The 22623-nt window shown below is 70.0% G+C and carries 20 protein-coding genes and 1 pseudogene; 13 read left to right on the forward strand and 8 right to left on the reverse strand.

Annotated features, from left to right (window positions below):
- Both GT007_RS12630 and tolB read left to right on the forward strand, forming a co-directional pair.
- Positions 1–611 (forward strand): annotated as a pseudogene (locus GT007_RS12630) (hypothetical protein); the annotation flags it as partial.
- Positions 612–729: 118 nt separating this feature from the next.
- Positions 730–2070 (forward strand): Tol-Pal system beta propeller repeat protein TolB, encoded by a 1341-nt coding sequence (gene tolB, locus GT007_RS12635; RefSeq protein WP_160121981.1) that lies wholly within the window; start codon positions 730–732, stop codon positions 2068–2070.
- On the opposite strand, the gene GT007_RS12640 is transcribed toward tolB, so the two are convergent.
- Positions 2071–2589 (reverse strand): gamma-glutamylcyclotransferase, encoded by a 519-nt coding sequence (locus GT007_RS12640; RefSeq protein ID WP_160121982.1) that lies wholly within the window; start codon positions 2587–2589, stop codon positions 2071–2073.
- 129 nt (positions 2590–2718) lie between these two features.
- Here GT007_RS12640 and GT007_RS12645 point away from each other — a divergent pair, with 129 nt between their 5' ends.
- Positions 2719–3765, forward strand: coding sequence for a DUF2125 domain-containing protein (locus GT007_RS12645; RefSeq protein ID WP_160121983.1), 1047 nt, complete (start codon positions 2719–2721; stop codon positions 3763–3765).
- A 158-nt stretch (positions 3766–3923) separates the two neighbouring features.
- Positions 3924–4190 (forward strand): hypothetical protein, encoded by a 267-nt coding sequence (locus GT007_RS12650; protein ID WP_160121984.1) that lies wholly within the window; start codon positions 3924–3926, stop codon positions 4188–4190.
- Positions 4191–4310: 120 nt separating this feature from the next.
- Here the strand turns inward: GT007_RS12650 and mutL are convergent, their stop codons facing one another.
- From mutL to GT007_RS12680, 6 genes are all read right to left on the reverse strand, one after another.
- On the reverse strand, positions 4311–6068 hold the full coding sequence (gene mutL, locus GT007_RS12655) for a DNA mismatch repair endonuclease MutL (protein WP_201451908.1): 1758 nt from the start codon (positions 6066–6068) through the stop codon (positions 4311–4313).
- Between the two features lie 162 nt (positions 6069–6230).
- Complete coding sequence (locus GT007_RS12660; protein ID WP_160121986.1) at positions 6231–7862, reverse strand: hydantoinase B/oxoprolinase family protein; 1632 nt, start codon at positions 7860–7862, stop codon at positions 6231–6233.
- On the reverse strand, positions 7862–9913 hold the full coding sequence (locus GT007_RS12665; protein ID WP_160121987.1) for a hydantoinase/oxoprolinase family protein: 2052 nt from the start codon (positions 9911–9913) through the stop codon (positions 7862–7864). Before GT007_RS12665 ends, GT007_RS12660 begins: the two co-directional genes overlap by 1 nt.
- Before the next feature lie 26 nt (positions 9914–9939).
- Positions 9940–11301 carry a TRAP transporter large permease gene (locus GT007_RS12670; RefSeq protein ID WP_160121988.1) on the reverse strand — a complete coding sequence of 454 codons (1362 nt, stop codon included), beginning with the start codon at positions 11299–11301 and terminating at the stop codon, positions 9940–9942.
- A complete protein-coding gene (locus GT007_RS12675; protein ID WP_160121989.1) occupies positions 11298–11900 on the reverse strand; it encodes a TRAP transporter small permease subunit in 603 nt (200 codons plus the stop codon). The genes GT007_RS12670 and GT007_RS12675 overlap by 4 nt, the downstream gene beginning before the upstream one ends.
- On the reverse strand, positions 11897–12976 hold the full coding sequence (locus GT007_RS12680; RefSeq protein ID WP_160121990.1) for a TRAP transporter substrate-binding protein: 1080 nt from the start codon (positions 12974–12976) through the stop codon (positions 11897–11899). Before GT007_RS12680 ends, GT007_RS12675 begins: the two co-directional genes overlap by 4 nt.
- Positions 12977–13205: 229 nt before the next feature.
- Between GT007_RS12680 and GT007_RS12685 the strand changes: the two genes are divergently transcribed.
- Positions 13206–13658, forward strand: a complete 453-nt coding sequence (locus GT007_RS12685; RefSeq protein ID WP_160121991.1) for a GatB/YqeY domain-containing protein — start codon at positions 13206–13208, stop codon at positions 13656–13658.
- A 12-nt stretch (positions 13659–13670) separates the two neighbouring features.
- Here GT007_RS12685 and GT007_RS12690 read toward each other — a convergent pair whose 3' ends face one another.
- Complete coding sequence (locus GT007_RS12690) at positions 13671–13886, reverse strand: DUF3126 family protein (protein ID WP_236571645.1); 216 nt, start codon at positions 13884–13886, stop codon at positions 13671–13673.
- A 395-nt stretch (positions 13887–14281) separates the two neighbouring features.
- Here GT007_RS12690 and GT007_RS12695 point away from each other — a divergent pair, with 395 nt between their 5' ends.
- From GT007_RS12695 to glcE, 8 genes are all read left to right on the forward strand, one after another.
- Positions 14282–14695 (forward strand): helix-turn-helix transcriptional regulator, encoded by a 414-nt coding sequence (locus tag GT007_RS12695; RefSeq protein WP_160121993.1) that lies wholly within the window; start codon positions 14282–14284, stop codon positions 14693–14695.
- An 84-nt stretch (positions 14696–14779) separates the two neighbouring features.
- Positions 14780–15067 carry a hypothetical protein gene (locus GT007_RS12700; RefSeq protein ID WP_160121994.1) on the forward strand — a complete coding sequence of 96 codons (288 nt, stop codon included), beginning with the start codon at positions 14780–14782 and terminating at the stop codon, positions 15065–15067.
- Positions 15068–15119: 52 nt separating this feature from the next.
- On the forward strand, positions 15120–16895 hold the full coding sequence (dnaG, locus tag GT007_RS12705; protein WP_160121995.1) for a DNA primase: 1776 nt from the start codon (positions 15120–15122) through the stop codon (positions 16893–16895).
- A 239-nt stretch (positions 16896–17134) separates the two neighbouring features.
- A complete protein-coding gene (gene rpoD / locus GT007_RS12710) occupies positions 17135–19045 on the forward strand; it encodes an RNA polymerase sigma factor RpoD (RefSeq protein ID WP_160121996.1) in 1911 nt (636 codons plus the stop codon).
- A gap of 3 nt (positions 19046–19048) precedes the next feature.
- Positions 19049–19612, forward strand: a complete 564-nt coding sequence (locus GT007_RS12715; RefSeq protein ID WP_160121997.1) for a GNAT family N-acetyltransferase — start codon at positions 19049–19051, stop codon at positions 19610–19612.
- A gap of 80 nt (positions 19613–19692) precedes the next feature.
- Complete coding sequence (gene ykgO / locus GT007_RS12720) at positions 19693–19818, forward strand: type B 50S ribosomal protein L36 (protein WP_007003646.1); 126 nt, start codon at positions 19693–19695, stop codon at positions 19816–19818.
- A 193-nt stretch (positions 19819–20011) separates the two neighbouring features.
- A complete protein-coding gene (locus GT007_RS12725; protein WP_160121998.1) occupies positions 20012–21457 on the forward strand; it encodes an FAD-linked oxidase C-terminal domain-containing protein in 1446 nt (481 codons plus the stop codon).
- The gene (glcE, locus tag GT007_RS12730; RefSeq protein ID WP_236571646.1) at positions 21457–22617 is read left to right on the forward strand and encodes a glycolate oxidase subunit GlcE; all 1161 of its coding nucleotides are present in this window, start codon (positions 21457–21459) and stop codon (positions 22615–22617) included. The genes GT007_RS12725 and glcE overlap by 1 nt, the downstream gene beginning before the upstream one ends.
- Positions 22618–22623: the final 6 nt, after the last annotated feature.

Consider the following 22623-nt stretch of genomic DNA (forward strand, 5'->3'; position numbering starts at 1 on the left):
TGCCCCCGCCGCCGCCCCAGGTGGCGGAGAACAAGCCGCCGGCACCCCAGACCCCGCCGCCGCCCACCGCGGCGCCGCAGCGGCCCACCCCGCCGAGCAACACGCCCCCGCCGCCCGAGCCCTCTCGTGAGGCCGGCACCGGCCGCACGCCCGCGCCCCAGCGCCCGCAGGAGCGCAGCCAGTCCGTGCTGAACACGCTGGAACGCCTGCGCGGCGCCCAGCAGCAGGAACCCCCGCGCGCCCGCGCCAACCCCGGCGGCGCCCCCACGCGCGGCGGCGGCGTGCCCCAGGGCACCGACCAGCTGACCGGCGCCGAGCGCACCGGCCTGGCCGACCGTATCGGCGAATGCTGGGCCGTGGACGCGGGTGCGCCCAACCTCAGCAGCGTGATCGTGGAACTGCGCGTGGAGGTGGACGCCGGCGGCACCGTGCGCGTCGTGCGCCCCAACGGCGCCATCCCCGCCGACCCGCGCGCCCGCATGGTGTACGAGGCCGCCCGCCGCGCCCTGCTGGACCCGCGCTGCAACCCGCTGCCCCTGCCGCCCGCCCGCCTCTCGGCCCTGCGCGACGCGGTGTTCCGCTTCAACCCGCGCGATCTGGGGCTGCGGTGATGATGGGCAGCCCGCACCACTCCATCATCAACCATTCCCCGGTCGCTGCGTTGATGCAGGTGCCGGGTTGGTCGCATAAGGCTCTGGCTCGCGCCAAGACATCCGGAGAGTGCCTGTCATGCTGATGCTGAACCGTCGATCCGCCCTGGCGGCCACCATGGTGGCGCCGGGCATCTGGGCCACGCGCCATGCCATGGCGCAGAGCAACGTCATCGACATCACCCGCGCGCGGACGGACCCTATTCCGATCGCGATCCCCGACATGGCGGGCACGGGCGGCGAGGGCGCGCGGCTGGGCCGCGACATCGCGCGCGTGATCATGAACAACCTGCGCAGTTCCGGCCTGTTCCGTCCGGTGGACCGCGCCGCCTATATCCAGACCGCCGAGGCCGCCGCCGCGACCCCGCGTTTCCAGGATTGGCGGGTGATCGGCGCCACCTTCCTGACGACGGGGCGGGTGGATGCCTCGGGCGACCGGCTGCGGGTGGAATTCCGCCTGTGGGACGTGCTGCCGGAGCAGCAGTCGATCGGCACGGCCTACAACGCCACCGTCAGCAACTGGCGGCAGATCGCCCATATCATCAGCGACGACATCTATAAGCGCGCGCTGGGCGAGGAAGGCTATTTCAACACCCGCGTCGCCTATATCGCCGAGAGCGGGCCGCGCGACCGCCGCAGCCGGCGCTTGGCGATCATGGACCAGGATGGCGAGAACAACCGCTTCCTGACCGATGGCTCGGCCCAGGCGCTGACGCCGCGCTTCCATCCGAATGCGCAGCAGATCGCGTTCATGAGCTACGCCAACAACCAGCCGCGGGTGTTCCTGTTCAACATCCAGTCCGGCCGGCAGGAGGTGCTGGGCAATTTCAATGGCATGACGCTGTCGCCGCGCTTCAGCCCGGATGGGCGGTCGGTGGTGCTGTCGGCCGTGCGCGGGGGCGATGCCAACATCTTCGTGGTGGATGTGGGCAGCCGGCGCGAGCGGCAGCTGACCTCCGGCGGGGGGCTGGACGTGTCGCCCTGCTTCAGCCCGGACGGCACGCAGATCGTGTTCAACTCCGACCGTGGCGGCGACCAGCAGCTGTATGTCATGAGCGCGGATGGCGGCGGGGCGCGGCGGATTTCCTTCGGCCAGGGGCGGTACGCGACGCCGGTGTGGTCGCCGCGCGGCGATTTGATCGCCTTCACCCGCATCGGGCGCGGTGGCTTCGGCATCGGCGTGATGCGGCCGGATGGTTCGGGTGAGCGAATCCTGTCCGAGGGCTGGGGCATGGAGGGGCCTACCTTCGCGCCCAATGGCCGTGTGCTGATGTTCTACCGCGAGAGCCCGGCGCGGGACGCGCGCGGCAATGGCTACTCGGCGCGGCTGTCGAGCATCGACATCGCCGGCTTCAATGAGCGCCAGATCGTGACGCCGACGGATGCGAGCGACCCGAGCTGGTCGGCGCTGCTGTCTTGATCATGTCGCGGGGCTGATCAGCCCCGCGATCCGTTCCAGCCCCAGGTCGCGCAGCCCGAATTCCCGCAACTGCCGCACGGTGTTCAGCAGATAGTCCCGGTTGCTGCCGGCCTTGCCATGGCCGGCCGCGATCACCCGCGCCGCCGTTTCGTGGCAGGGGCGGGCATAGGCCGGGTGGCTGCGGTCCGCGACATAGGTGATGCCGCGCACGGCCCGCCCATCCGTCAGGCGGAGCGCGACTTCGCGGCGGTGGTAGACGTGCTCGCCCTGCGGGTTTTCGCGCGCGTCCAGGTATTCCAGCACCTCCGCGCGCGCCTCCGGTGCCACCTGGAAAGCGACGCCCTGGCAGCTGCCGCCCCGGTCCAGGCCCAGCACCAGGCCCGGTGCCTCCGGCGTGCCGCGATAATGGCGGGACCACAGGCAGAACCGCCGATGATAGCCGCGCAGCAGCGCCGGCTGGGCGGCGAGGTAGGGGAAGCCGGGCCGCCAGATCAGGGACCCATAGGCGAAGACGAACATGGTGGTTCAGGTATATCCCCGGCTCGCCACCCCGCCTATATCCTCGGCATGACCAGGCCTTCCATGCCCCGGCCTCCGGAAACGCGGACCGCGCCGGCCAGGCGCCGTGCCTCGCGCCTCTGGTGGGCGTTGCCGCTGCTGTGCGCGGCGTTGCTGGCGCTGCACAGCGGGCTGTGGCGCAGCGCCACCAGCACCCTGCAGCAGACCGCGGAGGATTGGGCCGCCCAGCGCCGCGCCCAGGGCTGGGTCATCACCTATGGCACGCCACGGCGCGGCGGCTGGCCCTTCAGCGCCAGCCTAACCCTGCCGGACCTGCAGATCGCCCGCGCCGCGCCGCCCGCCTTCCGCTGGCAGGCGGAGGCGCTGGAACTGCGCCTGACCCCCGCCGAATGGGGCCGGCTGGTGATCGCCCCGCGCGGGCGGCAGCGGCTGGGCCTGGCGGGGGACGAGATCCCCTTCGCGGCGGACCGGATGGAACTGTCCCTGCCGCTGGAACGCGGCCCGGTGCCGCGCGATGCCGAGATCGAGGTGGAGCGGCTGCGGCTGAATTCCCCCTTCGGCCCCTTCGAGATGCGGCGCGGCCGGCTGTCCGCCCAGACCCGGCTGACCGCCACCGAGAGCGAACCGGCCCTGACCCTGGATGGCTCGGCCGAGGACATCACCCTGCCGCGCCCGGGCCCCGGGGCGTTGGGCGGCAGCATCGCCCGGCTGGCGCTGGAGGGCGGCATCAGCGGCCCGCTGCCCCCGGTGCGCCACATGCGTGAGCGCGCGGAGGCCTGGCGCGACGCCGGCGGCACGCTGGAAATACGCCATGCCGAGGCCGAATGGGGGCCGGTGAAGCTGGCCCTGTCCGCCACCGGCACGCTGGACGACAATCTGCAGCCGATGGGTGCCGGGCAATTGCAGGTGACCGGCGCCAATGAGGCGCTGGAGGCGCTGGCAGCGCTGGGCTGGATCCAGCGCAATGCCGTGACCGCCGGCCGGGCGCTGGCCATCATGCTGTCGCGCCCCGGGGCGGATGGCGCGCCGCCGGTGCTGGAACTGCCCTTCACGGTGCAGGACCGGCGGCTGGCGCTGTCGCATATGCGGCTGGGCCGGCTGCCGGAGATCCGCTGGCCCGCGCCCCCGCCCGAGCCCGACGCCGCGCGCGATCCCTCCTTGCCCTCCCGGGATTGAGCGGATAGTGTGATCGGCATGGATCGCTTCCACACCGTCTCGATGCGAATTACTGGCCCGGCCGCCTGAGCCGGTCCGCGCGCGCGGCCGGCTGAGCCCGGCCGGGAAAGCACTCCGAACCCCATCGCGCGCTGCCCCAGTTTTTCAGCGAGATTTCCATGTCCGAGACCGTTCCCGTCGAATTCCATTGTGTGGCCGAGGCTTGCCCGGGGCTGCTGAGCCGTGTGCTGGAGCCGCTGGCCAAGCGTGACTTGGTGCCCGACCAGGTGCGTGCGCACCGCGAGGGCCAGAACACCATGCGCGTGGTGATGACCGTGCTGCGCATGCCCGCCGAGATGGTGCATCTGGTGGAGGGCAACCTCGGCCAGATCTTCGGCATGCAGCGGCTGGAGACCCTGCTGCTCGCGCAGCGGCGAGCGGCGTAGTTCTGCGCCCTCAGGCGCCGGGCGCGCGCGTCCGCGCGCTTGGCTTACGGCGCGGCGCTGGATCGCTCTGCCGGAAAGCCTGATGGGCGCCGCGGGCCGCCTTGCGGCCCGGGGGGGGGGTCAGGCGCGGCCGAACATGCGTTCGAAATCGGCGCGCTGGAAGCGCAGGAAGGTGGGGCGGCCATGGCTGCAGGTGGCGGCGCGGGGCGTCGCCTCCATCGCGCGCAGCAGCGCGTCCATCTCCGGCAGGGTCAGCCGGCGGCCGGAGCGGATGCTGCCATGGCAGGCCAGCCGCGCCACCGCCGCGTCCAGCTTGCGGGTCAGCGCCGTGTCCTCCCCCCATTCCGCGATCTCGGCGGCCATGTCGCGCAGCAGGGGGGCGGGGTCGGTCTTGCCCAGCAGGGCGGGCAGGGCGCGCACCAGCATGGCGCCATTGCCGAAACCCTCGATCTCCAGCCCCAGCTTCATCAGCTCGGGGGCCGCTTCGGCCAGCCGGGCGGCATCGGCCGGGGGCAAATCCACCACGGCGGGCAGCAGCAGCGGCTGGGCGCGCACGCCGCCCTCCACCAGCTGGGCCGAGAGGCGTTCATGCGTCAGCCGTTCATGCGCCGCATGCTGGTCCACCAGCACCAGCGCGCCATCGGCGGCCTCGGCCAGGATGTAGCATTCCAGCACCTGTCCGATCGCCCGGCCGAGCGGGCCGGCGGGCGGGGCCTCGGCCGCGAAGCCCATGGGCAGGGCAGGGGCGGTGGCTGGTGTCGCGGGTGGGGGCAGCAGGTCCAGCCCCGCTTCCTGGAAGCCGCGCGCGGCCCAGCCGTGGCTGAGCTGGGCGGGGGCGGCGGGGCGCCAGCCCTGCAAGGCCGCGCGCGGTTCGGCGGCGGCCACCACCTCCGTGACACCCACGCCCAGGGCGCGCCGCAAGGCGGAGATCATGGCCCCCCGCACCGCCCCGGCATCGCGGAAGCGCAGTTCGGTCTTCATCGGGTGCACGTTCACGTCCACCGCATCCGGCGGCACGTCCAGATACAGCGCGGCCACCGGGTGGCGGCCGGCCTCCATCACGTCCCGATAGGCCACGCGCAGGGCGGCGCGCAGCATCTGGTCGCGCACCGGGCGGCGGTTGACCACCAGGTGCTGCTCGGCTGCCGTGGCGCGGGAATGGGCGGGCTGGGCGATCAGCCCGGACAACCGCATGGTCCCGCCCTCCCACGCCACCGGCAGGGCGTTGGCGGCGAAATCGGGGCCCAGCACGGCCTTGATGCGGGTGTCGCGGTCGGCGGCGGGCAGGTTCAGCGCCACCCGCCCATCGACCGTGGCGTGAAAGGCCACCTGCGGCCAGGCCAGCGCCAGGCGGCGCAGGGCCTCCAGCGCGTGTTCGGCCTCGGTGCGCGGGGCCTTCAGGAATTTGCGCCGGGCGGGGGTGGCGAAGAACAGGTCCCGCATCTCCACCCGCGTGCCCGGGGCGGCGGCGGCGGGGGTGACGGGCCCGACGCGCCCGCCCTCGACCATGATGGCGGCGGCATCCCCGCCGCGCTGGCGCGAGGTCAGGGTCAGCCGCGACACCGCGCCGATGGAGGGCAGCGCCTCTCCCCGGAAGCCGAGGGTGGCGATGGCGAAGAGCGTGTCTTCCTCGGGCAGTTTGGAGGTGGCGTGGCGCTGGATGGCGAGCGCCAGCTCCTCGGCCGACATGCCGATGCCGTCATCCTCGACCAGGATGCGGCCGGAGCCGCCTTCCTCGATGGTGACGGCGATGCGGGTGGCGCCGGCATCCAGCGCGTTCTCGGCCAGCTCCTTCACCACCGCCGCGGGGCGCTCCACCACCTCGCCGGCGGCGATGCGGTTGGCGGTGGTTTCGGGGAGGAGTCGCAGGAGTGACATCGCTTTCAGCATAGCATGCTGAAAGCGATATTGCGCCCTCAAGCGCCGGGCGGCGGCATCCGCCGCCTTGGCTTACGGCGCGCGCAGGGTGCGCCTGGCCCTAAGGCCTTATGGGCGCCGCCGGCCGCTGTGCGGCCGGGAAGCGAGCCCGCAGGGGGCTGTTCAGCCCGTCACATACCCCATCGCCTTGTCGCGGGCCTGATCCTCGGCCGGCCGGGCGCTGGGTGGGCCGAAGCCGCCCCCGCCCGAGGTCACCAGCCGCACGATATCGCCGGCCACCAGCGGCCGGTTGTCCGATTTCGGCGGGATGGGCGTCTCCTTCCCGTCGCGGATCAGCGTCAGCGTGCCGGGCGCCGCCGGCTGGCCGCCCGCCAGCCCGTAGGGCGCGCTGAGGAAGCGGTCCATATTCGCCGTGAACAGGCAGCGCGGGCTGTCCACCCGCCATTCCCGCAGCAGCCCCAAGCCCCCGCGATACCGCCCCGCGCCGCCGCTGTCGGGCTGCAGCTCATAGCGGGTGATGGTCAGCGGCATCTGGCTCTCGATCATCTCGATCGGGATGTTGCTGTTGTTGTGCATGCCGGACGCATAGGCATTCACGCCATCCTTGTGCGGCGCCGCCCCCGATCCGCCGATCTCGATCTCCACCAGCACGTCGCGCTTGGCGTCCGCCTTGATGGTCTGGAAGGTGCAGACATAGGAATTGCCGTAATAAGCGGCCGGAATGCGGTCCGGGATCGCCTGGTGCAGCGCGCCGAACATGGCGTTGAGCAGGCGGTGGGAGACCGCCACGCGATGCGCCACCGGCGCGGGCGCCTTGGCATTCACCACCAGCCCCTCGGGCGCGATCACCGTGATGGGCCGGTAGCAGCCGGCATTCATGGCGAAACCGCCGCCCGAGGCGCTCATCAGCGCATACATCACCGCGGCGTTGGAGGAGGCCAGCGTGGCATTCACCGGCCCCTGGCTCTGCGGCGAGCAGCCCGAAAGGTCCGCCACCGCCTCATCGCCCTTGATGGTCAGCTTCACCTTCAGCTCGATGATCTTGCCGATGTCCACGCCATCGTCGTCGAGCACGTCGGTGAACTCGTAGGTGCCGTCGGGCATGGCCGCGAGGGCGGCGCGCATCCCGGCCTCGGACTGGTCCAGGATGCGGGCGCCCGCTTCCAGCATGGCCTCGGCGCCATAGCGGTCGGCCAGGCGGATCAGGGCGGCGCGGCCCACCTCCAGGCTGGCGATCTGGCTGGTCAGGTCGCCCAGCAGCAGATCGGGCTTGCGGATGTTCTGGCGGATCATCGCCCAGACGCCGTCGTTTCGCTTGCCGTTCTCGATCAGCTTCACGGGGGGGATGCGCAGCCCCTCCTGGAAGATCTCGGTGGCGGTGGCGGCATAGCTGCCGGCCGCGAGCCCGCCCACATCGATGTGGTGGCACAGCGCACCGACATAGGCGATGCGCTTGCCCTCATGGAACACCGGCCGATAGGCGATGATGTCCGGCAGGTGCTGGCCGCCGCAATAGGGGTCGTTGGTGATGACCACATCATCCGGGCCCCAGGCCTCGGCATCCACGAACTGCGTCAGCAGCGTGCGCAGCGCGGCGGACATGGAGTTCAGATGCCCCGGGATGCGGGCGGATTGCGCCAGGTTCCAGCCGTCGGCGTCGAAGACGGCGGTGGAATAGTCCAGCAATTCCCGCACGATGGTGCTGCGGCTGGTGCGCCAGATGGTCACGTCCATCTCGGCGGCGGCGGCGGTCAGCGCGTTGCGGATGACCTCGATATCGACAGGGCCAAGCATTATGCGCCCTCCTTCACGGCGATGATGGCACCGGCGGTGCCCAGGCGCGCGGTCCAGCCGGGCGCGATGAAATGGGTGGCGAAGGCTTCCTCGATGATGGCGGGGCCGGTGATGGTGTCGGCGGCCGCGATGCTGTCGCGGTCCCACACCCCGGCCTCATGCCAGCCACCGCCCGTGAAGACGCGGCGGGTGCCCTTCAGCGCCGTGCCGGTGGCGGGGGCCATCGGCGCGGGCTCCGGGCGGGGCAGGCGGCCGGTGGCGGTGACGCGGATGGTCACGATCTCCACCACCTCATCCTCGGCCGAGTAGCTGAAGCGCTGCTTGTGCTGCTCATGGAAGCGGGCGGCCAAAGCCGCCAGGTCGGCCGCCGTGGGGGCGGTGATGTCGCCCCAGGGCACCAGCAGCTCGAAGGCCTGGCCGTGATAGCGCATGTCGGCCGAGACGCTCAGCTCCCGCGCGCCGGCCGCCACGCCATCGCGGGCGAGGGCCGCATCGGCCTCGGCGCGCAGCTCGGCGATCAGTGCCGTCAGGGCGGGCAGGGCCGCTTCGCCCAGCACCAGCAGGCGGGACCGCGCCAGGTCCTGCTTCAGGTCGCTGAACATGATGCCATAGGCCGAGAGCGTGCCCGGGTTCTGGGGGAACACCACCTCGGTCATGCTCATCTCATCGGCCACCTCGGTGGCATGCAGGCCGCCGGCGCCGCCGAAGGAGAGCAGGGCGAAATCCTTGGGGTGCAGCCCCTTCTCGAACAGGGAAAGCCGCACGGCCGCGGCCAGCGCCGCGTTGGTCAGGGTCAGGATGCCCTCGGCCGTCTGCTCGCCCGACAGGCCCAGCCGGTCGCCGAGGCCCGCCATGGCGCGGCCGGTGGCCGGCATGTCCAGCTTCATGGCCCCGCCCAGGAAGAATTCGGCATCCAGCCGCCCGGTGAACAGGTTGGCGTCCGTCACCGTGGGCTCCGTGCCGCCGCGCCCGTAGGAGACGGGGCCGGGCCGCGCCCCCGCGCTTTCGGGGCCGACCGTCAGCCGCCCGCCATCGCGCACGCGCGCGAGCGACCCGCCGCCGGCGCCGATCGTGCGCATCTCGACCATCGGCAGCCGCACCGGCAGGCCGTCGATCTCGCCCTGGGTGATGATGGAGACGGCGCCCCCCTGCACCACGGAGACATCATAGCTGGTGCCGCCCATATCCACGGCCACCAGGTTCGGCTTGCCGAGTTCCTGCGCGAGGCGGGAGGCCGCGAGCGCCCCGCCCGAGGGGCCCGAGAGCAGCAGCCGCGCGGGCTGCTCGCCCGCCGTCTGCGGGCTGCACACGCCGCCATTGGACTGCACGAGGAAGACGCGCGGCGTGAACTCGCCCGAGCCCAGCCGCGCCTGGAGCTTTTTCATATAGGCGCTGACGACGGGCATCAGCACCGCGTTCAGCACCGTGGTGCTGGTGCGCTCGTATTCGCGGATCTCGGGCGAGATCTCCGAGGAGAGCGAGATCGGCAAGCCGGGGAAGGCGGCCGCCACCGCGTCGCGCAGCGCCCGCTCATGCGCCGGGTTGGCATAGGCGTGCAGCAGGCAGATGGCGATGGCCTCGGGCTTCAGCGCCCGCAGCTTCTCCATCAGCCCGTCCAGCGCCAGCGGGGTTTCCACGCTGCCATCGGCGCGCAGGCGCTCCGTCACGCCCAGGCGCATGTCGCGGGCGATCAGGCAGGGGAAAGGGTCGGGGGCCAGGGCGTACAGGTCACGGCGGAAATGGCGCGTGATCTCCAGCACATCCTCGAAGCCGGCGGTGGTCAGCAGCACACCGCGGGCCAGCTTGCGTTCCAGCACCGCGTTGGTGGCGATGGTGGTGCCGTGCAGCAGCAGCCCCACATCGGACAGCGCGAAGCCGAACTTCTCGGAGGCTTCCTTCACGCCGGTCAGCAGGCCGTCCGACGGGTCGGCGGGGGTGGTGGGGGTCTTCCAGGCCACCACCTGGCCGCGCCGCGCGTCATAGATCTGCAGGTCGGTGAAGGTGCCGCCGATATCCACGGCGATGCGAACGGGGCGAGTATCCTCGGTCATGGTATCCGTCACTGGGGAAAGGGGTGTCAGGCCATCGCGCGCGGCAGCCACAGGGCGATGCCGGGCACGAGCATGAGCAGCACGATGGCGAGCAGATAGACGAGCACAAAGGGCATCACCCCCGCGAACACGTCGGTGATGGGGCCGCCCTTGGGGCGCATGCCCTGCAGCACATACATCACCGTGCCGTCGGGCGGGCTGATCTGCGCGATCTCGACCAGCATGGTCACGATCACGCCGAACCAGATCGGGTCGTAGCCCAGCGCCACCACCACCGGGAACACGACCGGCACGGTAGTGATGATCATGGAGAAGCCCTCCATGAAGGTGCCGAGCGCGAAATACAGCCCGATGATGCAGCACATGATGGCCCAGGGCGGCAGCGGCAGGCCGGAGATGAGCCCCGCCAGCGCCTGCGGCACGTTGATGATGGTCAGCACATAGTTCAGCAGATAGGCGCCGAAGATGATGAGGCCGAGCAGCGCCGTGTTGCGGGCGGTGGCCTCGGCGCTCGCGTTCAGCAGCCGCAGGGACAGCTTGCCCTCGATCGCGGCGAAGAACAGGGAGCCCACGACGCCCAGCGCCGCGGCCTCGGTCGGCGTGGCGTAGCCGCCATAGATCGAGCCCAGCACGAGCACGATCAGCAGCACCGTGGGCGTCAGGTCCTTCAGCGCGATCAGCTTGTCGCGCAGGGGCACGGCGGGGGGCTTGGGCAGCGGATTGCGCCAGCCATGCCAGGCGATTAGCGCCGCGAACAGCGCCACCACTAGGGCGGAAGGCAGCAGGGCCGCGATGTACAGCGCGCCCACCGAGGTCTCGGTGATCAGGCCATAGATGATGAAGGTGATGCCCGGCGGGATCAGGTTGCCCAGCGCGCCGCCGGCCGCCAGCGACCCCAGCACCCAGCGCTGGTTGTAGGGCGTGTTGTTGAAATAGGGCAGGGCGACGGAGCCCATGGTGGCGGCCGTGGCGACCGAGGAGCCCGAGATGGCGGAAAACACCGCGCAGGAGACGATGTTGGTGTGCAGCAGGCCGCCCGGCAGGCGGTTCAGCCACACGTTCAGCGCCTTGTACAGCCGGTCCGACAGGCCGGCGCGCAGCAGGATCTCACCCATCAGCAGGAACAGCGGCACCGCCACCAGCACGAAGTTGGAGCTGGGGCCCCACAGCGTCTGCCCGGCGAAATTCCACCAGGGCCGGTCGCTGAACATGAAGCCGATGAGGAAGGAGAGGATGCCCAGGACCGCCGCGATGTAGACGCCCGAGCCGAAGAACACGACGAAGACGCCGATCAGCATCAGGATCTCGGCGACCGGCACCGCGGCGGTGCCGGCGGCGGCGAAGACCAGCACGCCCAGCAGGCCGAGCAGAAAGACGATTGCAATCACTTGCGGGCCATCCCCACGGCGTCCAGCGCCTCTGCGGTTTCGTCCTCGAAGCTGCGGGAGGACAGGATCCGGTCCAGCCGCTCCGGCTCACCGGCCAGCAGGGCCAGCAGGCTTTCCAGCAGCAGCACCCCCACCATGATCACGAAGGCCATGATGCCCACGAACCAGATCCCCTGCGGGATCACCATGGGGATGTGCAGGGCGGAATTGTCATGCGCGTCGAACAGCATGCTCTCATCCACCAGGGACCAGGCGGCCCAGGCGCAGAACACCGCGAAGGCGCCCAGCATCAGCAGCGCGAAGATGTGCATGGGCGCGCGGATGGGCAGCGGGAAGCGGTTGACCAGCACATCCACCCGGATATGCGCCCGCGCCGCCAGCGTGTGCGCCAGCGCCCAGGCGATGCCGCAGGCCAGAATATAGCCCGTGATCTCGACCGTCGCGGAGGAGGAGAAGCCCAGGAAATTCCGCGTCAGGATGTCGAAGGTGATGAACAGGGAGGCGGCGACGTAGCTCCATCCCGCCAGATACCCCATCAGGGCGGAGACACCCGCCGCGCCGCGGCGCAGCAGGTCCGCCCCGTTCAGCAGGGCTTTCACCCGCCGAACCGCACGCCGGAAATGGGGGCGATGATCTGGTTGTAGACCTCGCCGCAGCGCGCGCCGCAGCGGCGCACCCAGCCGGGCAGCACGTTCTGCTCGAAGATCTGGCGCGTCAGCGCGCGATCGGCGGGGGTGGCGGGCACCTCCGTCATCGGGCGCGGGGCCAGCTGATGGATGCGGCAGGCGCTGGCATTGCCGATGTTGCAGTCGATGCCGTCGCGCGTGGCGGCCGCACCCAGCGCCCACAGCTCATCGGACATCTGCTTGAAGGTGCCTTCCAGGAAGGTGCGCACCGCCGGGTCCAGCCGGTTCCACCAGGTGAGGTTCACCATGTAGCCGGCCACGGCCCAGGAGATGGGCAGGTCGCTGATATGGGTCGAAACCTCCGGCCAGCGGGCGGCGGCACCCGAGCCGGTGCCGGTGATGGCGCAATCGACCACGCCGCGCTCCAGCGCCGAATACACTTCGGGGAAGCCGATGCTGGTCGGCTGGGCGCCGAGGGCGGTGAAGAAATCCACCAGCGAATTGCCGAAGGTGCGCACGCGCCGGCCGCGCAGGTCGGTCAGGTTGGTGAAGGGCGCGCGGCAGAACATCACCTGCGCCGGGAAGGGATAGATCACCACGATGCGGGTGTTGAAGCGTTCCAGGTCGCGGTTGGCGATGGGCAGCATCTGCTCCGCGATGCGGCGGGCATCGCCGATATCGGGGGCCAGGCCCGCCAGGTCGATGCCGTCCAGGATGGGCACGTCGCCCGACAGGGTGGAGAGGGTGCCGGCCCCGATCTCGACCTGGCCGGAGCGCACGAGGCGGACGATCTCACTGCCGCCCAGATTGCGCTCGGCGTGGGAGGCGACGGTGACCTGGATGCGGCCGCCGCTGCGCTGGCCCACCAGGTCACGCAGGATGGCCTGGTCCACGCGGATGAATTGCGGGTTGGTGGGCACGGGCTGGGTCACGGCCACGATGTTCACGCGGGGGCCGGCGGCCAGGCTTTCGGGCACCTGGGCCTGCGAGGCCAGGGGCGCCGCCAGCGCCGTGGTGAATGCCAGCGCCTTGAGGGCGGTCTTGATCATGAGGGGGCCTCCGCATCGCGTCCTTGCGTGGGGCGAGCATGGCACAGGCCCGGGGGCCGGCCAGAGAGATTCTGACGGTGAGATACCACACCGCATCCTGGCCGCGAGCATTGCGCAAGCAACCTGCCCATATCCCGCGCAGCCGGGGCATGTGCGCGGGTCGGGCGATCCCCATATTCTCCGCAAAGGGCGGCCGGCCTATAGGCTGCCACCCGCAAGGAGAATGATCATGGAACTGCGCGCCCGTTTCACCGAGGAACTGAAGACCAGCATGAAGGCGGGGGATGCGCCGCGCACCTCCACCATCCGCATGATCATCGCGAAGATGAAGGATTCCGACATCGCGGCCCGCCCGGGCCCGCCGCTGGAGGAAGCGGCGCTGGTGAGCATGCTGCGCGGCATGGTGAAAAGCCGGCGCGAGTCGGCGGAGATGTACCGCCAGGGCAACCGGCCGGAGCTGGCGGCGAAGGAGGATGCCGAGATCGCGGTGATCGAGGCCTTCCTGCCGCAGCAGATGGATGACGCCGCGATGCAGGCCGCCGTCGCCGCCGCCGTGGCGGAAAGCGGGGCCGCCAGCATCAAGGAGATGGGCAAGGTGATGGCCGTGCTGAAGGGCAAGTATGCCGCCCAGATGGACATGGCCAAGGCCGGGCCGCTGGTGAAGGCGGCTCTGGGCGGGTGAAGGCCGGGGGGCTCAGCCCCCCGCCAGATCCTCGGAGAGGATGGTGATGGTGACGTGGTAGGCCAGGTCGCCATCCTCGTCGTCACGGTCCACCGTGCCGATCACTTCATCATCCGCCAGCAGCTCAACGGGGCCGTTGCGGGTCTTGGGGGCGCGGATCGTCAGCTTGGCGCTGCCGGTCAGGCGACGGAGTTCGGCCTGGACGGCCTGGATCTCAGCGGGCTTCATGCAGCGCGGCATAGCGGGTGTGGGCGTGTCCGGTAAACCCTTGTGACGGAGGCTGGCCGATATGGGTGTGCACCCCGCGCGGTTGCAGTCCAGGGAATTCATGTGTTCATTCATTTGAGGTATGGCGGCTCTGCTGGTAGTCCGAAGTGCGCGCGGACATCTTTCAGAAGATCAATATTCCATTGAATTATATGCAAAAGAACGAGAGTGCGGTGCCTGGCATGACTTCGCCGGCAGGGCAGCGCGCAGCCTGCATCCATCCGCGTGGCGCACTCCGGCGGCGCTCCATGCGGTTCGGAATGAAAAATGTCACGATGTGTGACGGCCAAGTGGTATCACCCCGCGTCACGACATGTGGCGTGACCTTTTGATGGTGAAAAGGCACCCGTTGGGGCATGCCCAGTTCCTCACCTGATTCCGCATTGAAAGAGGCGGTCGGCCGACGCCTGGCCGCCGCCCGCCTGGCGCTCGGCAAGACCCAGGAACAGCTCGCGGCGGAGATCGGCGTCGAGCGCAACACCTATGCGAACTGGGAAGGCGGCTCCCGTCTGGCGCAGGTGCAGGCCATGTTGCGCCTGATGGCGCGGCATAGGGTTACGCTGGAATGGGTGTATGCCGGGGGCTTGCATGGCATGCCTTTCGATCTGCAACGGGACGTGTTCGCCGCCGCTTCCCGGCTGGGGATCGCGGCCGGCAGCCAGGAGATTCCCGTCGGCGTGCGGGAGCCGGGGCGGGTGAAGAAAGTGGCGTCCCGGGGCGGCAGCCTGCATGAGGAAGCCTCGGCGCCTCTGCGCAAGGGCGATCGATAGTCACGTGGCGTGACGTATCGACTTGTCTCATGTCACGTGATGTGACATGCGGTGAGTGTGCGCGGCGGTGCGCTTGGAGGTGCTATGCCCGAGGGCCCTAGGCAGTCCAGTGCGGTTCATGAACTTCTCGGCCATGCCCCGGCCACGTCTCGGCCTAGCCAGCAGGATGCCGCCATCGCGGCCCGGCTGCCGATCGTGGAACGCGCGCTCTATCTGCTGCTGATGGAGTTGGAACTGGACGGCTTCATCCGCGCCCAGGACAACAGCCCCCTGCGCTTCGCGGTCAGCAATGCCTGGTCCGTGCTGCATGAGGCGCCGCGGGCATCCCTGCTGAACGATATCCTGCAGCGTCGCCGCGGCCCCTGGGGCTGAGGGGGCGGGGCGTACCGTTGCGGGCGCGCGCCGGCCGGCGCTAATAGCCCCGATGGCCCTGCCTCCACATTTCCTCGATGAATTGCGCGCGCGCACCCCGCTCGCTCCCCTCATCGGGCGCGCAACCCGGCTGGAAAAGGCCGGGCGCCAATGGAAGGCCTGCTGCCCGTTCCACGGCGAGAAATCCCCCTCCTTCTATATCTACGACGACCACTTCCACTGCTTCGGCTGTGGCGCGCATGGCGATGCCATCACCTTCGTCATGCGCCAGTCCGGCGCCACCTTCATGGAGGCGATCGAGCGCCTGTCGGCCGAGGCCGGGCTGGAGGTGCCCAAACCCACCCCCGAGGCCGCCGCGCGCGACCGCCGCGCCAAGGACATCCACGGCGTGCTGGCCGCCGCCGAGGCCGCCTTCACCCGCCGCCTGCACCTGCCCGAGGGCCGCGCCGCCCTGGAATACCTGCGCCGCCGCCGCCTGACGGACGAAACCATTGCCCGCTTCGGCCTGGGCTGGTCTGGCGAGGGGCGCGGCGCGCTGGCCGCCGACCTGCGCGACCAGGGGGTGGAGACCGCCCAGCTGATCGAGGCCGGGCTGATGCAGGAACGCGATCGCGGCCCGGTGGACCTGTTCTTCAACCGGGTGATGTTCCCCATCCGCGACAAGCGCGGCCGCACCATCAGCTTCGGGGGCCGCATCCTGGGCGACGGCCAGCCCAAATACGTGAACGGCCCGGAAACCCCGGTCTTTTCCAAGCGCCGCAACCTCTATGGCCTGGACCTGGCGCGGGAGGCGGTGTTCCGCGGCGCCCGGCTGGTGGCGGTGGAGGGGTATATGGATGTCATCTCCCTGCACCAGAACGGTTTCGGCGGCGCCGTCGCCCCCCTGGGCACCGCGCTGACGCCCGAGCAGCTGGAAGCCATGTGGGCCATCGGCCCCGAGCCCGTGCTGTGCCTGGATGGCGACAGCGCCGGCCTGCGCGCCATGGCCCGCGCGGCGGAGGTGGCGCTGCCCCTGCTCTCGCCCGCGCGCACCCTGCGCTTCGCCATCCTGCCCGCCGGGGAGGACCCGGACACGCTGGTGGCGAACAAGGGGCCGGAGGCGTTCAACGCCGTGCTCGACGCGGCCCGCCCGATGGATGAGGCGCTGTTCGACCTGCTGCGCCCCCAGGGCAAGATGGACCGGCCGGAGCAGCGCGCCGCCTTCCGCAACAAATTGATGGAGGCGGTGGGCCAGATCCCGGACAAGGCGCTGGCCGGGGAATACCGCCGGGCGCTGCTGGACCGCCTGTTCGCCAGCAACAAGCGCGGCGGCAAGCCCGCCCCCGTCACCATCCAGCGCCCCGTGCCGGGCGGCGGCGTGCGGCTGGCCCAGGCCCGGGCGCTGATGGCCTGCCTGGTCAACCACCCCTGGCTGCTGCCGGAGGTGGAGGAACCCCTGATGCTGCTGGACCTGCCCGAGGGCGAGGCCACGCAACTCAGGGCTGCGCTGCTGAAGCTGTTTTCCGAGGGCGCGCCGCTTGACCCGGAGGCGGTCGCCGATCATTTGCGGTCCTCCGGCGCGGGCGACGCCCTGGTCTGGGCCCGGCGCACGCCGGCCCTGCCCCTGGGGGCCCGGGCGGAGGCCCAGCAGTCCGAGACGCTGGAATGTTTCTGGCACTTCTTCGCCAGGTTGCGGGGCAACGGCCCGCTGAAGGAAGATCTGGAAGCGGCGATCCATGCCGCTGAACGGAATCCTTCGACGGAAACCCAGCGCCGCGTCACGCTTTTGAAAGAGGCGCTGGACGCTTTTGGGCGTGGCGAAACCGGATCGGAGGGTCCGGAGGGTTGATCCTGCCACACGATGTGGCAAATCCTGCGCGGATTCGCGCCCCAGAGGCATTTGCTGCTGGAGCAGCTTGAATTTGCTCCAACGAAACCGCAAAGCAGTTTCGTTGGAGCAAATGCTGCTCCAGGGCTGGCGGACGGCCTCGGCGCGTTCCATATGCGCCTTTGGCGGCTTTTGGGTTGGTATGCCCCGTGCGGGGTGCGGTTTCCGCGCCTCCGGGGCATGTGAACGGAGTTTAATATATGGCGACGAAACCGGGCAACGGCACCGAAACCGCGGAAGCGCGCGACGAGGCGGTGGAGGGCGTCATGCTCGACATGCACTCGGCCGCCGTGAAGAAGCTGATTGCCCGGGGCAAGGAGCGCGGCTTCGTCACCGTTGACGAGGTCAACGCCGTGCTGCCGTCCGAGCAGGTGTCCTCCGAGATGATCGAGGACACGCTGGCCACCCTCTCCGAGAGCGGCATCACCGTCGTCGAGGCGGAAGAAGCCGAGGAGGGCGACGCCACCGTCAAGCCCGTCACCGCCGAGGGTGAGAAAGAGGAAGAGGAAGAGGCCGGCGGCAATGTGGATGAGGAGAGCGTCGGCCGCACCGACGACCCCGTCCGCATGTATCTGCGTGAGATGGGCAGCGTCGAGCTGCTCTCCCGCGAAGGCGAAATCGCCATCGCCAAGCGCATCGAGGCCGGCCGCGACATGATGATCGGGGGGCTGTGCGAAAGCCCCCTGACCTTCCGCGCCATCGTCGCCTGGCATGAGGCCGTGCGCGAAGGCCGCATGCTGCTGCGCGACGTGATCGACCTGGAAGCCACCAACGCCGCCGACCTGCCCGAAGGCGCCGCCGAGCCCGAGGAATTCGAGGAAGGCGACGAGGAAGGCAGCATGGGCCTGTCGCTCTCGGCGCTGGAGGAGAAGCTGAAGCCCGAGGTGCTGGCCCAGTTCGAGGCCATCGAGGGCATGTACTCCAAGCTGGCCAAGGCCACGGTGAAGCGCATGGACGCCTACACCGCCGGCGAGGAGCTGGGTGGGCGCAGCGAGAAAAGCTACGAGAAGTCCCGCCTCGAACTCGTGGCGCTGGTGGAGAAGATCCGCCTGCACAACAACCGCATCGAGGAGCTGGTCGAGCAGCTGAAGCTGCTGAACAAGCGCCTGGTGACGATGGACGGCCAGATGCTGCGCCTGGCCGAGAGCTTCAAGGTGAAGCGCGAGGACTTCCTCAGCCAGTGGCGCGGGTCCGAGCTCGACCCGTCCTGGGTGGAGCGCATGGGCCGTTCCAAGGCCAAGTCCTGGCAGGGCTTCGCCGCCCGCGCCGGTGAGGATGTGGAGCGCATCCGCGGCGAGATCAGCGCCATTGCCAGCGAGACCGGCCTGCCGGTGGCGGAATTCCGCCGCGTGTACCTGACCGTTTCGCGCGGTGAGCGCGACATGACGGTGGCGAAGAAGGAGATGGTCGAGGCCAACCTGCGCCTCGTGATCTCCATCGCCAAGAAGTACACCAACCGCGGCCTGCAGTTCCTGGACCTGATCCAGGAAGGCAATATCGGCCTGATGAAGGCGGTGGATAAGTTCGAATACCGCCGCGGCTACAAGTTCAGCACCTACGCCACCTGGTGGATCCGCCAGGCGATCACGCGCTCCATCGCCGACCAGGCGCGGACCATCCGCATCCCGGTCCATATGATCGAGACGATCAACAAGCTGGTGCGTACCAGCCGCCAGATGCTGCACGAGATCGGCCGCGAACCCCAGCCGGAGGAGCTGGCCGAGAAGCTCGGCATGCCGCTGGAGAAAGTGCGCAAGGTGCTGAAGATCGCCAAGGAGCCGATCTCCCTCGAAACGCCGATCGGCGACGAGGAAGACAGCCATCTGGGCGATTTCATCGAGGACAAGGCCGCCGTCATCCCGCTGGATGCCGCGATCCAGTCCAACCTGCGCGAAGCCACCACCAAGGTGCTGTCCAGCCTGACGCCGCGTGAGGAGCGCGTGCTGCGCATGCGCTTCGGCATCGGCATGAACACCGACCACACGCTGGAAGAGGTCGGCCAGCAGTTCAACGTGACGCGCGAACGCATCCGCCAGATCGAGGCGAAGGCGCTGCGCAAGCTGAAGCACCCCTCACGCTCGCGGAAATTGCGGAGCTTCCTGGAGCACTGAGCGGTGGCCGTCGCCGCCCATCACCTGCGGGTCCATGTGACGTTCCTGCGCATGGACACGCCGCCGGCCACACCCGTGCCCGTGCTGCCCCCGGAAGCGGAGGTGGTGCGGGTGCCGCGCTGCACCGTGCCCTTCTACCGCTACCTCTACAACACGGTGGGCGAGGACTATCTGTGGTGGCTGCGCCGCACGCTGAACGACAGCCAGCTGACGGCCATCCTCGCGCAGTCCGGCATCTCCATCCATGTGCTGATGCTGAAGGGCGAACCGGCCGGCTTCTATGAGCTGGACCGGATGGGCTCGCCCATCACCAACCTCTCCTATTTCGGGCTGATGCCCTGGGCGGTGGGGCGGGGACTCGGGATGGCCTTCCTGCACCACGCCATCGCCCAGGCCTGGGGCGACGGCTGCGGGGCGCTGACGGTGAACACCTGCACCGCCGACCACCCCCGCGCCCTGCCCAACTACATCCGCGCGGGCTTCCGCAAGCTGCGGACAGTGGCCGAAGACTGGCCTGTGCCGGTTTCCCTGGGTTTGCGCGTGCCCGCACACCTGATGGCGGGTTGACGCGGGCAGGCTCGCTGCGTAGAAGCACGGCCTCTGCCGGGCCTAGCGCCAGGCCCCCATTCACTTGCGCAGGTTCCGTCATGAAGATCCGTAACAGCCTGAAGTCCGCCAAGACGCGCGACAAGAACTGCGTGGTGGTCCGCCGCCGTGGCCGCCTGTACGTTCTGAACAAGAAGAACCCCCGCATGAAGGCGCGCCAGGGCTAACCAGCCCGGGCACAGCCCGCACAGCAAACCCGCCCGCCACCAGGCCGGCGGGTTTTGTTGTTTCTGGGGGCGGGCTGCGAGAGGGGCTTTGCCCCCCTCATGCGGCCTTCCCCCAAAAACAACCCGCCCTTGCGGCGTATCGCGGGGCGCCGCATGTTCGGGGTGGCTTCACGCGCAAGAAACGAGACGTTCCATGATCAGGCTGCCCGCCCCCAAGCCCGAGGTGTTGGCCCGCCGGCCCGAGATTCTGGCCGGGCTGGCGCGGCTTGTGCCGGCGGATGCGCTGATCACGGAGGAATTGCGCCTCCGGCCTTATGAGACGGATGGGCTTTCGGCCTATCGGCAGATGCCGATGGCGGTGGTGTTGCCGCGCACGACGGCGGAGGTGGCGGCCGTGCTGCGGTTTTGCCATCAGCAGGGGGTGCGGGTGATCCCGCGCGGGGCGGGCACGTCGCTGTCGGGTGGGGCCTTGCCGTTGGCCGATGCGGTGGTGATCGGGCTGATGCGGATGAACCGCATCCTGGAGATGAATTTCGAGGACCGTTTCGCGGTGGTCGAGGCGGGAGTGACGAATATCGGCATCACCCAGGCGGTGGCGGGGGAGGGGTTCTTCTATGCCCCGGACCCGTCCAGCCAGCTGGCCTGCATGATCGGCGGCAATGTGATGATGAATTCGGGTGGCGCGCATTGCCTGAAATACGGGGTCACGGCGAACAACCTGTTGGGCGTGAAGTTCGTCACCATCGAGGGCGAGATTTTCGAAGTTGGCGGCACGCATCTGGATGGTGCTGGCTACGACTGGCTCGGTTTGATTACCGGCTCCGAGGGGCAACTCGGCATGGTCACCGAGGTGACGGTGCGCATCCTGCGGGGCCCCGAGGGCGCGCGGGCCATGCTGGCGGCGTTTTCCTCGATCCCGGTGGCGGGCCAGGCGGTGGATGCCATCATCGGCAGCGGCATCATCCCCGTGGCGCTGGAATTCATGGACCGCCCCTGCATCCATGCCTGCGAGGCCTTCGCCCATGCCGGCTACCCGCTGGATGCGGAGGCGATGCTGATCATCGAGGTGGAGGGCAGCGAGGCGGAGCAGGACGCGCTGCTGGCCCGCATCCGCGACATCTGCGCGCGGTTCGACCCCATCAGCATGAAGGTGGCTGAAAGCGCCGAGCAGTCGCTGGCGATCTGGAAGGGGCGCAAGGGCGCCTTCGGCGCGGTGGGGCGGATCAGCCCGGACTATCTGTGCATGGACGGCACCATCCCCACCGGCGAGCTGCCGCGCGTGCTGGGCCGCATCACGGAGATGAGCGAGGAATACGGGTTGAAGGTAGCCAATGTGTTCCACGCCGGCGACGGCAACCTGCACCCGCTGATCATGTTCGACGCCAATGACCCCGAAAGCTTCCGCAAGGCCGAGGCCTTCGGCGCCGATATCCTGAAGCTGTGCGTGGAGGTGGGCGGCTGCCTGACCGGCGAGCACGGGGTAGGGGTGGAAAAGCGCGACCTGATGCATGTGCAGTTCACCGCCGATGAGCTGGCCTTGCAGCGTTCCATCAAATCCGCCTTCGACCCCGACTGGCTGCTGAACCCGGCCAAGGTGTTTCCCTTGCTGGGCGAGACCGTGCTGGCGGGCGCGGCATGATGACCCCCGGCACCGAGCAGGCCCTGGCCGAGGCCGTCCGGGCCGCCCATGCGGCGCGGGAGCCGCTGGCGATCGAGGGCGCGGGCAGCAAGCGCGCCATGCTGCGCCCGGTTCAGGCCGCGCGCACCCTCTCCACCCGGGGGCTGACCGGCATCACCCTGTACAAGCCGGCGGAGCTGGTGATCTCCGCCCGCGCCGGCACGCCGGTGGCCGAGATCGAGGCCGCCTTGGCCGAGCAGGGCCAGCAGATCATCGCGGAGCCGCCGGACCTCTCGGCCCTGCTGGGGGCGGGCGGGGCGACGCTGGGGGGCGTGGTGGCGACCAACCTCTCGGGGCCGCGCCGCATCGCCTGGGGCTCCATGCGCGACCATGTGCTGGGCATCCGCGCGGTGAAGGGCGATGGCGAGATCTTCCGCTCCGGCGGGCGGGTGTTGAAGAACGTGACGGGACTCGACCTGTGCAAGCTGCTGGCGGGCAGCCACGGCACGCTGGGCGTGCTGACCGAGATCACCTTCAAGGTGCTGCCCGCCGCCGAGGCCACGGGCACGCTGGCCTTGGCGGTGCCGGATCTCGGGGCGGGGGTGCGGGCGCTGTCGGCGGGGCTGGGCTCGCCCTTCGGGGTGTCGGGGGCCGCGCTGCTGCCGATGGGCATGGCGGCGATGGGCCTGCCGGGCCCGGTGGCGCTGCTGCGCATCGAGGATTTTTCGGAGAGCGTGACCTATCGCACCGGCAGGCTGCGTGAGGTTCTGGCCCCCTTCGGCGAGATCTCCCTGTTCGACGGCCAGGCGGCGCGCAGCCTGTGGCGCGGCGTGCGGGACGCGACCTTCTTGGATGCCGCGCCGGAGGATGCCGTGTGGCGGCTGTCGGTCGCGCCCTCGGCGGCGCCGGCGGTCTGCGCGGCCTTGCCGGGGGCGAAGCTGCTGCTGGACTGGGGCGGGGGGCTGATCTGGGTGGCGGGCGAGGCCAGCGAGGCCATGCATCAGGCCGTGGTGGCCGCCGCCGGCACTGGCAGCTTCACCCTGTTCCGCGCACCCGACGCGCTGCGCCACGCCGTGGCCGTGCTGCCGCCCGAACCGCCGGCGCTGGCCGCCATCTCCACCCGGGTGAAGGCGCTGCTGGACCCCGCGGGCATTCTCAACCCCGGCCGCATGGGGCGCTGAACACCG

This window comes from Rhodovarius lipocyclicus (assembly GCF_009900765.1).
Lineage (GTDB): Bacteria > Pseudomonadota > Alphaproteobacteria > Acetobacterales > Acetobacteraceae > Rhodovarius > Rhodovarius lipocyclicus.